The sequence below is a fragment of the Actinomycetota bacterium genome (assembly GCA_004297305.1).
Taxonomy (GTDB): domain Bacteria; phylum Actinomycetota; class Actinomycetes; order S36-B12; family FW305-bin1; genus FW305-bin1.
Map to the genome: position 1 here is coordinate 252,438 of SCTR01000007.1, position 14,280 is coordinate 266,717.

Annotated in this window: 11 protein-coding genes; 9 read left to right on the forward strand and 2 right to left on the reverse strand. The window is 71.0% G+C overall.

Going from position 1 to position 14,280, the window contains the following annotated elements:
- Nucleotides 1-181 precede the first annotated feature (181 nt).
- Nucleotides 182-2,293, forward strand: a complete 2,112-nt coding sequence (gene uvrB / locus EPO13_06840) for an excinuclease ABC subunit UvrB (protein ID TAK69579.1) — start codon at nt 182-184, stop codon at nt 2,291-2,293.
- 150 nt (nt 2,294-2,443) lie between these two features.
- On the forward strand, nt 2,444-3,508 hold the full coding sequence (locus EPO13_06845; protein ID TAK69580.1) for a TerC family protein: 1,065 nt from the start codon (nt 2,444-2,446) through the stop codon (nt 3,506-3,508).
- Between the two features lie 16 nt (nt 3,509-3,524).
- Here the strand turns inward: EPO13_06845 and EPO13_06850 are convergent, their stop codons facing one another.
- Together EPO13_06850 and EPO13_06855 are read right to left on the reverse strand one after the other, a co-directional pair.
- Nucleotides 3,525-3,890, reverse strand: a complete 366-nt coding sequence (locus EPO13_06850) for a TraR/DksA family transcriptional regulator (protein ID TAK69581.1) — start codon at nt 3,888-3,890, stop codon at nt 3,525-3,527.
- Nucleotides 3,887-4,540: an MBL fold metallo-hydrolase gene (locus EPO13_06855; protein ID TAK69582.1), complete on the reverse strand. Its 654-nt coding sequence runs from the start codon at nt 4,538-4,540 to the stop codon at nt 3,887-3,889. The genes EPO13_06850 and EPO13_06855 overlap by 4 nt, the downstream gene beginning before the upstream one ends.
- Nucleotides 4,541-4,705: 165 nt before the next feature.
- Here EPO13_06855 and uvrA point away from each other — a divergent pair, with 165 nt between their 5' ends.
- From uvrA to gap, 7 genes are all read left to right on the forward strand, one after another.
- Nucleotides 4,706-7,633: an excinuclease ABC subunit UvrA gene (gene uvrA / locus EPO13_06860; GenBank protein ID TAK69583.1), complete on the forward strand. Its 2,928-nt coding sequence runs from the start codon at nt 4,706-4,708 to the stop codon at nt 7,631-7,633.
- Nucleotides 7,634-7,773: 140 nt separating this feature from the next.
- Entirely contained in the window at nt 7,774-8,262 is a 489-nt protein-coding gene (locus EPO13_06865) for a Rieske (2Fe-2S) protein (protein ID TAK69760.1), read from the forward strand.
- A gap of 109 nt (nt 8,263-8,371) precedes the next feature.
- Nucleotides 8,372-10,351 (forward strand): excinuclease ABC subunit UvrC, encoded by a 1,980-nt coding sequence (gene uvrC, locus EPO13_06870; GenBank protein TAK69584.1) that lies wholly within the window; start codon nt 8,372-8,374, stop codon nt 10,349-10,351.
- Nucleotides 10,352-10,386: 35 nt separating this feature from the next.
- The gene (gene rapZ / locus EPO13_06875; protein ID TAK69761.1) at nt 10,387-11,214 is read left to right on the forward strand and encodes an RNase adapter RapZ; all 828 of its coding nucleotides are present in this window, start codon (nt 10,387-10,389) and stop codon (nt 11,212-11,214) included.
- Nucleotides 11,211-12,203 carry a uridine diphosphate-N-acetylglucosamine-binding protein YvcK gene (gene yvcK, locus EPO13_06880; GenBank protein ID TAK69585.1) on the forward strand — a complete coding sequence of 331 codons (993 nt, stop codon included), beginning with the start codon at nt 11,211-11,213 and terminating at the stop codon, nt 12,201-12,203. Before rapZ ends, yvcK begins: the two co-directional genes overlap by 4 nt.
- A complete protein-coding gene (gene whiA, locus EPO13_06885; GenBank protein TAK69586.1) occupies nt 12,194-13,177 on the forward strand; it encodes a DNA-binding protein WhiA in 984 nt (327 codons plus the stop codon). The genes yvcK and whiA overlap by 10 nt, the downstream gene beginning before the upstream one ends.
- A gap of 90 nt (nt 13,178-13,267) precedes the next feature.
- On the forward strand, nt 13,268-14,272 hold the full coding sequence (gene gap, locus EPO13_06890; GenBank protein TAK69587.1) for a type I glyceraldehyde-3-phosphate dehydrogenase: 1,005 nt from the start codon (nt 13,268-13,270) through the stop codon (nt 14,270-14,272).
- Nucleotides 14,273-14,280 lie beyond the last annotated feature (8 nt).

Sequence of the window (14,280 nt, forward strand, 5' to 3'; positions counted from 1 at the left end):
GGGCCGGCCACCACCACCGCTGACCGGGCCGGAATGACTTCCGGACTGACGACCGCCGCTGACCGGGCCGGAGTGACATCTGCGCTGACCACTGCCGCTGTCCGGTTCCGGCCGACCCTCCCGCTGCGGCCCCTGCGGCCGCGGACGAAGGCTGTCGGTCCGGCGTCGTACCGTGGTCGGCATGCCGCGCCCGGTCAACCCGCACCTGCGGGCCGTCCATCCCTTCCAGGTCGTGTCGGAGTTCCAGCCCTCCGGCGACCAGCCCGCCGCGATCGAGGAGCTGGCCCGGCGGATCCAGGGGGGCGCCCGCGACGCGGTGCTGTTGGGAGCCACCGGCACGGGCAAGAGTGCCACCACGGCGTGGCTGGTGGAGCGGCTGCAACGCCCGACGCTGGTCATGGCACACAACAAGACGCTGGCCGCCCAGCTGGCCAACGAGTTCCGAGAGTTGTTGCCGCACAACGCGGTGGAGTACTTCGTCTCGTACTACGACTACTACCAGCCCGAGGCGTACATCGCGCAGACCGACACCTACATCGAGAAGGACTCCTCGATCAACGAGGAGGTCGAACGGCTCCGGCACTCGGCCACCAGTTCCCTGGTGACCCGCCGCGACGTGCTGGTCGTGGCGACCGTCTCGTGCATCTACGGCCTCGGCGCCCCGGCGGCGTACCTCGACCGCATGCTGCGCCTGAAAGTCGGCGAGTCCACCGACCGCGACGCGATGCTGCGTCACCTCGTCTCGGTGCAGTACGCCCGCAACGACCTGGCGTTCCAGCGCGGCACCTTCCGGGTGCGCGGCGACACCGTGGAGATCTTCCCGGTCTACCAGGAGCATCCGATCCGGGTGGAGATGTTCGGCGACGAGGTCGAGCAGTTGCTGACGCTCCATCCGGTGACCGGCGAGGTGCTCGAGGAGCACCAGGAGGTGTACGTCTTCCCCGCCACGCACTACGTCGCCGGGCCCGAGCCGATGGCGCGCGCGATCACGACTATCGAGGCCGAGTTGGAGCAGCGGCTCGCTGAGCTCGAACGGCAGGGCAAGTTGCTGGAAGCGCAGCGGCTGCGGATGCGGACCAGCTACGACGTCGAGATGATGCGGCAGGTCGGCTTCTGCTCCGGTATCGAGAACTACTCCCGGCACATCGACGGTCGCGCGCCCGGGACGCCACCGCACTGCCTGCTGGACTACTTCCCCGACGACTTCCTGCTGGTCATCGACGAGTCGCACGCCACCGTGCCGCAGATCGGCGGCATGTACGAAGGCGACATGAGCCGCAAGCGCAACCTGGTCGACTTCGGATTCCGGCTTCCCAGCGCGATGGACAACCGGCCGTTGCGGTGGGAGGAGTTCCTCGACCGGATCGGCCAGACGGTCTACCTGTCGGCCACGCCGGGCGCGTACGAGCTGGGCCGGGTCGGCGGCGACGTGGTCGAGCAGGTCATCCGGCCGACCGGCCTGGTCGACCCGGAGATCGTGCTGAAGCCCACCAAGGGCCAGATCGACGACCTCATGGCCGAGATCCGGACGAGGACCGACCGGGACGAGCGCGTCCTGGTCACCACGCTGACCAAGAAGATGGCCGAGGACCTCACCGACTACCTGCTCGAACACGGGATCCGGGTGCGCTACCTGCATTCGGAGGTCGACACACTGCGCCGGGTCGAGCTGCTGCGCGAGCTCCGGCTGGGGACGTTCGACGTCCTCGTCGGGATCAACCTGCTGCGGGAGGGTCTCGACCTGCCGGAAGTCTCGCTGGTGAGCATTCTCGACGCGGACAAGGAGGGCTTCCTGCGTTCGGGGACGTCGCTGATCCAGACCATCGGCCGTGCCGCCCGCAACGTGTCCGGCCAGGTGCACATGTACGCCGACACCGTGACGCCGTCCATGGCGTCGGCGATCGACGAGACCAATCGCCGCCGCGCCAAGCAGGTGGCCTACAACCGTGAGCGGGGGGTCGATCCGCAGCCCCTCCGCAAGAAGATCGCCGACATCACCGACCTCATCGCCCGGGAGGACGCGGACACCGCGGAACTGCTGGGGGGCTCGGGCCGGGCGCAGTCCCGCGGCAAGGCACCGGTGCCGGGCATGGGATCACGAGGGTCCGGCGGTGCCGGCCGGGGCGAAGGGTCGATGCCCGCGGCCGACCTGGCGGCGCTCATCGCCGAGCTGACCACCCAGATGCACGCAGCGGCCGGCGAACTGCAGTTCGAGCTCGCTGCGCGGTACCGCGACGAGGTTGCGGAGTTGAAGAAGGAGTTGCGCGGGATGCGCGCTGCCGGCGTCGGCTGACTCGTCGACGCGCGCTCACCATTCGGGAGCCGCCGGGCCTCGGCGCCGTGGCGCGGCGGACGGGCCGGCCGTCGGTTCGGCAGCGTTCTCAGGAACCCGTAACGTGGAGGACCCGACCCACTCCCGCCGCATCCCGGAGGCTCCCTCACCGTGAACGTGCCCGTCTGGCTCTGGGTCGCGACCCTCGTCGGCCTGGTGGCGATCATCGCCATCGACCTGATCCTGGTGGACAGCCACCCGCATTCGTTCGGAGTGAAGGAGGCGACCCGCTGGGTCCTGGTGTACGTCGCCTTGGCGGTGGCGTTCGGGATCGGGATCTGGATCTGGGCGGGCTCGCAGTACGCCGGTGAGTTCTTCGCCGGCTACATCACCGAGTACAGCCTCAGCGTCGACAACCTGTTCGTCTTCATCGTGATCATGGCGACGTTCGCGGTGCCGCTCGAACAGCAGCACCGCGTGCTGCTGTTCGGTGTCGTCATCGCCCTGGTCCTGCGCGCGGTGCTGATCGTGGTGGGCGCCGCGGCGATCGAGCGTTTCGCCGTAACGTTCTACCTCTTCGGCGCGCTGCTGCTGTTCACCGCCGTCCAACTCCTCCGCAGCAGGAACGAGACACCCGAGCCGGGCAACAACCCCTTGCTCCGGCTGGCCGAGCGCGTGATCCCCACGACCCGCACGTACGACGGATCCCGGCTGTTCACCCGCATCGACGGCCGGCGCCTGGCCACGCCGATGCTGCTGGTGATGATCGCCATCGGGACGACCGACGTCCTGTTCGCCCTCGACTCGATCCCGGCGATCTTCGGCCTCACCCACGAGCCGTTCCTGGTCTTCACCGCGAACGCCTTCGCCCTGATGGGCCTCCGGCAGCTCTTCTTCCTCGTCCGCGGCCTGCTCGACCGGCTGGTGTACCTGTCGATCGGCCTCGCGGTCATCCTGGCGTTCATCGGCGTCAAGCTGGTGCTCCACGCGATTCACGAGACGACGTCGTTGGACGTCCCCGAGGTCTCGATCGGCGTGTCGCTGGCGGTGATCATCGGGGTCCTGATCATCACCACCGTCGCGAGCCTGATCAAGGTGAGCCGCGACCCGTCCGCGGTGTCGCATGTGGGGATGGCGGCCGACGCCGCTCGCGAGGCTGCGGCACACGACGGGGAGGAACTGCAGCGGCTGCGCGGCTATGACGCCACCCACCGAGCCGACCGGCCCGAGGAGTAGGGGAGTCGGGAGGGCCTCAGCGCCCCGCTGCTCTGCTGGCACAGGCCACACACTGCCGGGCTTCCGGCCGGGCGATAAGGCGGTCGGCGGCGATGGGCTGCCGACAGGTCTCGCAGACCCCGTAGTGACCCGCCCTGAGCCGCTCGACGGCCCGGTCCAGCTCGGCCAGCCGCGTCCGGGAGAGGTCCAGCTGCGCTCGGGCTTGCTCGCGCTCGAAGGCGATCGTCGCGCCCTCCGGATCGTGCTCGTCGTCGGCGTTCGAGTCGCGCGCGGCCTCGACGATGCCGTCGACCTCGCGCTGCCGGGCGACGACGTCGGAGCGGACCGCGGCGATCGCCGCGTCCAGCCGGGCCCGCGGATCCGTCGCCGCCGGGTCGCTCACCAGCCCCGCTCGCGCCACTGCGCCAGGTGCGGACGCTCGGCGCCCAGCGTCGTGTCGTTGCCGTGGCCGGGGTACACCCAGGTCTCGTCCGGCAACGCGTCGAACAGCCGGGCGACCACGCCGTCGTACAACGACGCGAACTCGGCGGGGTTCGTGGTGCGCCCCACGCCGCCCGGGAACAGGCAGTCGCCGGTGAAGACGTGCGGGTGCCCCGTCGGGTCGTCGTACACCAGGGCGATCGAGCCCGGGGTATGGCCGGTCAGGTGGATCACCCGCAGGGTGACGGCGCCCACCGCGATCTCGTCGCCGTCGCGCACCTCCGTCCGGGTCGCGACCGGGATCTCGGGAGCATCGACGGGATGGGCCACCGTGCGGGCGCCGGTAGCGGCGACGACCGGCGCGAGGGCCTGCCAGTGGTCCGGGTGCCGGTGGGTCGTCACGACCGTCGCGAGGCCACCCGCGCCGATCAGGTCCAGTACCCGGCCGGGCTCGGCCGCGGCGTCGATGAGCAGCTGGTCGCCGGAATCCCGGCAGCGCAGCAGGTAGACGTTGTTGTCGTACGGTCCGACGGCCAGTTTGGAGACCGTCAGCGCGGTCAACTCCCGGACCTGTGCAGGCCCGCCGACGTGGACGGCACCGTGGTACGTCACCTGCGGCAGGCTACCCGCTGTCCTGGCGACCGGCCGGCCGCTGTCGGACCCCGCGGTTAGCCTTGGCGTGGCCGCGACGGGTCTGCTTCCCGCCAGCCGCGCGGCCGCACCCACCGAGTCCCACCGCACCCACGAGCTTCCCCCCGAGCCCGACAAGGAACCCCTGTGGCTGACCGCCTCGTCGTCCGTGGCGCCCGCGAGCACAACCTCAAGGACGTGGGCCTCGATCTGCCCCGGGATGCCCTGGTGGTCTTCACCGGACTGTCCGGCTCGGGCAAGTCCAGCCTCGCGTTCGACACCATCTTCGCCGAGGGCCAGCGCCGGTACGTCGAGAGCCTGTCGGCGTACGCCCGGCAGTTCCTCGGCCAGATGGACAAGCCCGACGTCGACTTCATCGACGGCCTGTCGCCGGCGGTCTCGATCGACCAGAAGTCGACGTCGCGCAACCCGCGCTCGACGGTCGGCACGATCACCGAGGTCTACGACTATCTGCGGCTGCTCTACGCCCGGATCGGTCACCCGCACTGCCCGATCTGCGGTCGGCCCATCGCCCGCCAGACGCCGCAGCAGATCGTCGACCGGGTCCTTGAGCTGGACGAAGGCGCACGCTTTCAGGTGCTGGCCCCGGTGGTCCGGGAACGCAAGGGCGAGTACGCCGAGCTCTTCCGCAGCCTGCAGGCCCAAGGCTATTCACGCGCGCGCGTCGACGGCACGGTTCATCCGCTGGCCGACCCGCCCCGGCTGCGCAAGCAGGAGAAGCACACCATCGAGGTCGTGGTCGACCGATTGGCCGTCAAACCCGATGCGCGGCAACGGCTCACCGACTCCGTCGAGACGGCGCTACGACTGTCCGGCGGACTGGTCACGCTGGACTTCGTCGACCTGCCCGACGACGACCCGCACCGCGAACGGATGTTCAGCGAGCACCTGGCCTGCCTCTACGACGACCTGTCCTTCGAGGAGCTCGAACCGCGGTCGTTCTCGTTCAACTCCCCGTTCGGGGCGTGCCCGGAGTGCACCGGGCTGGGGATGCGGATGGAGGTCGACCCGGACCTTGTCGTCCCGGACCCGGACCGCAGTCTGCTCGACGGGGCCATCGCGCCGTGGTCGAGCGGAGCGACCGCGGAGTACTTCGGACGTCTGCTCGAAGCGCTGTGCGACGACCTGGGTGCGGACCTGGCAACCCCGTGGCGACAGTTGCCGGCCAAGGTCCGCAAGGCCGTGCTGCACGGGCACTCCACCCAGGTGCACGTCCGCTACCGCAACCGGTACGGCCGGGAGCGGTCGTACTACACGTCGTTCGAGGGCGTGATCCCGTTCCTGACCCGCCGGTACGCCGAGGCGGAGTCCGACACCAGCAGGGAACGGGTCGAGGGGTTCATGCGGGAGGTGCCCTGCCCCGCCTGCGGGGGATCGCGGCTGAAGCCGATCAGCCTCGCGGTCACCATCGGCGGTCGCTCGATCGCGCAGGTCGCGGCGCTGCCGATCGGCGAGTGCTCGCAGTTCCTGGGTGACCTGGACCTGAGCACCCGGGAGAAGCAGATCGCCGAACGGGTCCTCAAGGAGGTCCACGAGCGGCTGCGGTTCCTCGTCGACGTGGGCCTGCACTACCTGACCCTCGACCGGGCGGCGGGCACCCTCGCCGGCGGCGAGGCGCAGCGGATCCGGTTGGCAACCCAGATCGGCTCCGGGCTGGTCGGCGTGCTGTACGTCCTGGACGAACCGAGCATCGGCCTGCACCAGCGTGACAACCGGCGGCTCATCGAGACGCTGATCCGGCTGCGCGACATCGGGAACACGCTGATCGTGGTCGAACACGACGAGGACACCATCCGCGCTGCCGACTGGATCGTCGACATTGGGCCCGGCGCCGGCGAGCACGGCGGGCAGGTCGTGGTGAGCGGCACCGTCGACGATCTGCTGGCCGCCACCGGCTCGCTCACCGGCGACTACCTCAGCGGCCGGAGGTCGATCGAGGTACCCGCCGTACGCCGGCCGCCGACCCCCGGGCGCAGCCTCGCGATCAAGGGCGCGCGGGAGCACAACCTGCGCGACATCGACGTCGAACTCCCGCTCGGCTGCTTCGTCGCGGTCACCGGGGTGAGCGGGTCGGGGAAGTCCACCCTGGTCAACGACGTGCTCTACAACGTCCTGGCGCGGGAGCTCAACGGCGCCCGCACGGTGCCGGGCCGCCATACCCGCGTGACCGGACTGCAGCACGTGGACAAGGTGGTCCACGTCGACCAGAGCCCGATCGGCCGTACGCCGCGATCCAACCCGGCGACGTACACCGGCGTCTTCGACCACATCCGGCGGCTGTTCGCCGAGACCCAGGAGGCCAAGGTCCGCGGCTACCTGCCCGGCCGGTTCTCCTTCAACGTCAAGGGCGGCCGCTGCGAGGCCTGCGCCGGCGACGGCACGATCAAGATCGAGATGAACTTCTTGCCGGACGTCTACGTGCCGTGCGAGGTCTGCCACGGCGCCCGTTACAACCGCGAGACCCTCGAGGTGCACTACAAGGGCCGCACGATCTCCGAGGTCCTCGACATGCCCATCGAGGAGGCCCTGGACTTCTTCGAACACATCCCGCCGATCGCCCGTCATCTGCGGACCCTGGTCGAGGTCGGGCTGGGTTACGTCCGGATGGGGCAGTCGGCACCGACGCTGTCCGGCGGCGAGGCGCAGCGGGTGAAGCTGTCCGCCGAACTGCAGAAGCGGTCGACCGGCCGGACCGTCTACGTGCTCGACGAACCCACCACCGGGCTGCACTTCGAGGACATCCGCAAACTGCTCGGCGTGCTGGGCCGGCTCGTCGACGCCGGCAACACCGTGATCGTCATCGAGCACAATCTCGACGTGATCAAGACTGCGGACTGGATTGTCGACATGGGCCCGGAGGGCGGCTCCGGGGGAGGACTCGTGGTGGCGACGGGAACTCCGGAGCAGGTCGCACTCGTCGGCTCCAGTCACACGGGATCGTTTCTCCGCGACTCGCTGGCCGACCGGCCCGCCGCCGCGGCGACACGGCCAGCGGCGACACGACCGGCCGGGCGCACCGCGGCACGCAAGCGCCGGGCGCGACCGGTGGCCTAGCCGCTCCGCCCACCGCAGCACGTCCGACGATTACCGCAGCACGTCCGACGATTCCAGGAGGACCGGTGACCGCACCGTCGACAGCGCCGCCCGCTCCGCCGCTCCCACCGGCCGCCACCGGGGGCGTGTCACGCCGCGCCGTGCTGGCCGGGGTCTGCGGCGTCTGCGCCACCGGCGCGCTCGCCGCGTGCGGCGGCTCGACCGCGGCCGGCCCCGCGTCCTCGAGTTCGGCGGCCTCGAGTTCAGCGGCCTCGAGTTCGGCCGGCTCGAGCAGGTCCCCGTCCTCGGCGGGTGCCACATCGTCGTCGGGGACCACGTCGAGCGGACCGGCAACGGCGACGGCGAAAGGACTGGTCGCGGTGGCCGACGTCCCGGTCGGCGGTGGGGTCGTGCTCACCGACGCCGAGATCGTCGTCACGCAGCCGACCGCCGGGACGATCAAGGCCTTCACCGCGGTGTGCACGCACCAGGGGTTCACGGTCGGCCGCGTGCAGGACGGCCAGATCATCTGCCTGCATCACGGATCCCGCTACGACGCGGCCACCGGCGCGGTCGTGATGGGCCCGGCCCCCCGCGCTCTGGCGGAGATCGCGGTGGCCGTATCCGGCGGTCAGGTCGTCAAGCAGTAGCCGCCCCCGACGCGGCAGACGTCACGCACCAGCAGCTGAACCGGGTTCGTCGGCCAGGCCGGTCACCTCGTCGGGCGTCGCTGTCCGACGTGCTCAGTAGGGTTTCGGAGTGGCCGACCCTTCGAGCTACCGACCGGCGCCGGGGACGATCCCGGACGCCCCGGGGGTCTACCGCTTTCGGGACCCTCGCGGCCGGGTGGTGTACGTCGGGAAGGCCAAGAGCCTGCGGCAGCGGCTGTCGTCGTACTTCGCCGAGCCGGCGACGCTGCACCCGCGCACCCAGGCCATGGTCACCACAGCTGCGGCGGTGGACTGGGTCGTCGTCGACACCGAGGTGGAGGCGCTGCAGCTGGAGTACTCCTGGATCAAGGAGTACGACCCCCGGTTCAACGTCCGGTACCGCGACGACAAGTCCTATCCCTACCTCGCGGTGACCCTCGGCGAGCCGGTGCCCCGGGTGACCGTGATGCGGGGAGCCAAACGGCCCGGGGTGCGCTACTTCGGCCCGTACGCGCACGCCTGGGCGATCCGGGAGACCGTCGACCTGCTGCTGCGGGTCTTCCCCGTCCGGACCTGTTCGGCCGGGGTGTTCAAGCGCGCCGCGCAGGTCGGCCGGCCCTGCCTGCTGGGCTACATCGGCAAGTGCAGTGCGCCGTGCGTGGAGCGGATCAGTGAGGCGGACCATCGCGCCCTGGCGGAGGACTTCTGCGCCTTCCTGGCCGGCAACACCGCCACCTACCTGCGGCGGATCGAACGACAGATGCGTGAGGCCGCAGCCGAACTCGACTACGAGCGGGCCGCGCGGCTGCGCGACGACCTCAAGGCGCTCGACCGGGCCCTGGAACGCACCGCGGTGGTGTTCGGCGACGGCACCGACGCCGACGTCATCGCCCTGGCCGACGACCCCTTGGAGGCCGCGGTCCAGGTCTTCCACGTCCGGGGCGGCCGGGTGACCGGACAGCGCGGCTTCGTCGTGGAGAAGGTCGAGGACGTCGACGCCGGCGACCTGGTCGAGGACCTGTTGCAGCAGCTGTACGGCGGACCGGCCGGCGAGCCGGTCCCGCGGGAGGTGCTGGTCTCGCAGCTCCCCGGCGACCCGGCCCTGGCCGGCGCCTGGCTGGACAGCCTGCGCGGCTCGCACGTCGACCTGCGAGTACCGCAGCGGGGCGACAAGCGTGCCCTGCTGGAAACGGTGGCGCGCAACGCATCCCAGGCGTTGACGCTGCACAAGACCAAGCGCGCCGGCGACCTCACGGCTCGCAGCCAGGCATTGCAGGAACTGCAGGAAGCGCTGGACCTGCGAGAGGCGCCCCTGCGGATCGAGTGCTACGACGTGTCCAACCTGCAGGGCACCGACGTCGTGGCGTCGATGGTGGTGTTCGAGGACGGCCTGGCACGCAAGTCCGAGTACCGCCGGTTCGCGATCAAGAACGTCGAGGGCCAGGACGACGTCCGGGCGCTCGCGGAGGTGCTGACCCGCCGGTTCCGGCGCTACCTCGAGGAGCAGTCCGACGACGGCGGCCCCGACTTCGGGCTGGACGCCGACAGCGGCCGGCCTCGCAAGTTCGCCTACCCGCCCCAGCTGGTCGTCGTCGACGGCGGCCCGCCCCAGGTAGCCGCCGCGCGTCGCGCGATGGACGCACTCGGCATCGACGACATCGCGGTGTGCGGCCTGGCCAAGCGGCTGGAGGAGGTATGGCTGCCCGGTGAGGCGGACCCGATCGTGCTGCCGCGGTCCAGTGAAGGTCTGTATCTGCTGCAACGGGTCCGGGATGAGGCGCACCGGTTCGCCATCGCCTACCACCGGCAGCGCCGATCGGCCCGGCTCACCCGCAGCGTGCTGGACGACATCCCGGGTCTCGGGTCGGTCCGCAAGGCGGCCCTGCTGCGGGAGTTCGGTTCGCTGCGACGGCTCCGGCAGGCATCGGTGGCGCAGATCGCCGCGGTCCCCGGAGTCGGTCCGGCCACGGCGACCGCCGTCCTGGCCGCTCTGACCGACGCGTCACCCGACCGGGCCGTCAACCTGACGACCGGCGAGGTCCTCGGCGACGATGACCGGGTGCACCCGGTGACCGGAGCAGGATCGTGACCGCGCCCGACCTCGAACTCGTGCTGCTCACCGGGATGTCCGGTGCCGGCCGCAGCACCGCGGCCCGGGCGCTGGAGGACCTCGGCTGGTTCGTCGTGGACAACCTGCCGCCGTCGATGCTGACGACCCTGGTCGACCTCATGGCCACCCGCAGCGACGTGGCCCGGCTCGCAGTCGTGGTCGACGCCCGCGGGGGGGTGTTCTTCGACGCGCTGCAGCACGCGCTGGACGGGGTCAGGGCCCGCCAGGTCGACCTGCGGATCCTGTTCCTGGAGGCCGCCGACGAGGTCCTGGTCCGGCGGTTCGAGAGCAGCCGACGGCCGCATCCGTTGCAGGGCAATGGCAGGCTGCTCGACGGTCTCGCCATCGAGCGCAGCCTGGTGGCCGAGCTGCGCGGCTCGGCGGACCTCGTGATCGACACCTCGACGCTGAACGTCCACGACCTGCGCCGCAAGGTGGACGCCGCGTTCCACGACGTCGAGCGGATCCAGTTGCGCGCCACCGTCATCTCGTTCGGCTTCAAGTACGGCATCCCGGTCGACGCCGACCTGGTGGCCGACGTCCGCTTCCTGCCCAACCCGCACTGGGTCCCGCAGTTGCGGCCCCACACCGGCCTGGACGCCGACGTCAACGACTACGTCCTCGACGACCCGGCTGCCCGGATGTTCCTGGACCGGTACACGCAACTGCTCGACCTCGTCGCCGACGGCTATCTGCGGGAAGGCAAGCGGTACGTGACCGTCGCCGTCGGGTGCACCGGTGGCAAGCACCGCAGCGTCGCGATGGCCGAGAACCTCGCCGTACGGCTGGTCAAGGCCGGCGTGGAAACGCTGGTGCTGCACCGCGATCTGGGGACGGAGTGAGCGCGCGGACCCACCGCGACGCGCCTGGCTCGGGACCCCGTGTCGTGGCGCTCGGCGGCGGGCACGGCCTCGCGGTCAGTCTGCGGGCGCTGCGCCGCGTCACCGACCGGCTGACCGCCGTGGTCGGCGTCGCCGACAACGGCGGTTCCAGCGGCCGGCTGCGCGAGGAGTTCGGGGTGCTGCCCCCAGGCGACCTGCGGATGGCGCTGGCGGCGCTGTGCGGCGACGACTCGTGGGGGCGGACCTGGGCCCGCGTCGTGCAGCACCGGTTCACCGGTGACGGCGACCTCGCCGGCCATTCGCTGGGCAACCTGCTCATCACCGCGTTGTGGGAGCAGACCGCAGACCCGGTCGCCGGTCTGGACTGGGTCGCCGCGCTGCTCGGCGCCCACGGCCGCGTCCTGCCGCTGTCCACGGTGCCGCTGGAGATCGTGGCCGACGTCCGCGGCACGCGGCCGGATCGGCCGGCCGAGGTGGTCGAGGTCCGCGGTCAGGTGCAGGTCGCGACCACCGCGGGCGAGGTCGTGGCGTTGCGGCTGCAACCGGACCGGCCGCCCGGCTGCCCGGAAGCTGTCCAGGCGGTGGAGCAGGCCGACGTCGTGGTGCTGGGCCCGGGCTCCTGGTTCACCAGCGTGCTGCCGCACCTGCTGGTGCCGGAGATCGGCGAGGCGCTCGTCCGGTCGACCGCCACGCGGATCCTGGTGCTCAACCTGGGTGAACAGGTGGGAGAGACGTCCGGCTTCGCCCCGGAGACCCACCTGGAGGTCCTGGCCGCCCAGTTTCCCGACGTCAAGATCGACACCGTGCTGGCCGACCGCGCCCAGGTGCCCGATGTCGCGGCCCTGCAGGCCGCCTGCAGCGGGGTCGGGGCGACGCTGGTGCTGGAGCGACTGGCCGACTCCCGCGACGCGTCCCGTCACGACCCGGATCTGCTCGCCGCCGCATTCGGTGACGTGCTCGACCGTGGCAGGATCGCGCCATGGCGATGACGTCGACGGTGAAGGACGAACTGAGCCGCCTCGAGATCACCAAGCCCTGCTGCCGCAAGGCCGAGGTCTCCGCGGTGCTTCGCTTCGCCGGCGGTCTTCACATCGTGGGCGGCCGCATCGTCATCGAGGCCGAGGTCGACACCGGGGCGACCGCCCGCCGGCTGCGCAAGGACATCGGCGAGGTGTTCGGCCAGACCAGTGACCTTGCGGTGGTGCACCCCAACGGCCTACGCAAGGGCAACCGCTACCTGGTGCGGGTAGTGGCCGACGGCGAGGCGTTGGCGCGGCAGACCGGACTGGTGGACGCCAGCGGCCGGCCGGTGCGCGGCCTGCCGCCGCACGTGGTGGCCGGGTCGGTGTGCGACGCGATCGCGGCGTGGCGCGGCGCCTTCCTCGCCCACGGCTCGCTGACCGAACCGGGCCGCTCCTCGGCGCTGGAGATCACCTGCCCCGGTCCGGAGGCCGCGCTGGCGCTGGTCGGCGCCGCGCGCCGGATGGGTATCGCCGCCAAGGCCCGGGAGGTCCGCGGTGTCGACCGGGTGGTGATCCGCGACGGCGACGCGATCGCCGCGGTGCTGACGCGGCTGGGTGCCCACGAGTCGGTGCTGGCCTGGGAGGAGCGGCGGATGCGCCGCGAGGTCCGCGCGACCGCCAACCGGCTGGCCAACTTCGACGACGCGAACCTGCGCCGCTCCGCGCGTGCCGCCGTCGCCGCGGGTGCCCGGGTGCAGCGAGCCCTGGAGATCCTCGGCGACGACGTCCCCACCCACCTGGCCGTGGCCGGCCAGCTGCGGATCGAACACAAGCAGGCCAGCCTCGAGGAACTCGGCGCGCTGTCCGATCCGCCGATGACCAAGGACGCCATCGCCGGCCGGATCCGCCGGCTGCTTGCCCTGGCCGACAAGCGTGCCGAGGACCTCGGCATCCCCAACACGGAGTCGGGGCTCACTCCCGAGATGCTCGAAGTTCCGTGACCCGGCGAACGCCGTACCGCCTTCGGTAGGGTCGTCACGGCGACCTCGGGGTGGCCGACCGCCGCCCCCGACTCACCCAGGAGAGCATTCGTGACCATCCGCGTGGGCATCAACGGGTTCGGCCGTATCGGCCGCAACTACTTCCGGTCCCTGGTAGCCCAGGGCGCCGACCTCGAGGTCGTGGCCGTCAACGACCTGACCGACACCAAGACCCTGGCCCACCTGCTGAAGTACGACAGCATCCTGGGCCGGTTCCCCGGCACTGTGGAGCACACCGACGACGCGATCGTCGTCGACGGTCACCCGATCAAGGTGCTCGCCGAACGCGACCCGGCGGCCTTGCCGTGGGGCGACCTCGGGGTCGACATCGTCATCGAGTCCACGGGCTTCTTCACCAAGGCGTCCGCGGCGGTCAAGCACGTCGAGGGCGGCGCCAAGAAGGTCATCATCTCGGCGCCGGCGTCCGACGAGGACATCACCATCGTCATGGGCGTCAACCAGGACCAGTACGACCCGGCGAAGCACACGATCATCTCCAACGCCTCCTGCACCACGAACTGTCTGGGCCCGATGGCGAAGGTGCTCAACGACGAGTTCGGGATCGCCCGCGGCCTGATGACCACCATCCACGCGTACACCGGCGACCAGCGGATCCACGACGCGCCGCACTCGGACCTGCGCCGGGCCCGCGCCGCCACGCTGTCGATGATCCCCACGACCACGGGCGCGGCGAAGGCGATCGGCCTGGTGCTGCCGGAGCTGAAGGGCAAGCTCGACGGCTTCTCCATGCGGGTGCCGGTGCCCACCGGTTCGGCGACCGACCTGACGGCCGTGGTCACCCGGCCGGCGGACAAGGCGTCGGTCAACGCGGCGTTCAAGGCCGCTGCCGAAGGCCCCCTCAAGGGCATCCTCACCTACACCGAGGACCCGATCGTCTCCGCCGACATCGTCACCGATCCGTCCTCGTGCATCTTCGACGCGTCGATGACCAACGTGTCCGGCGAACTGGTGAAGATCCTCGGCTGGTACGACAACGAGTGGGGCTACTCCAACCGGCTGGTCGACATCACCGTCTTCGTCGCCGAGAAGCTCTAGGCGCCGGG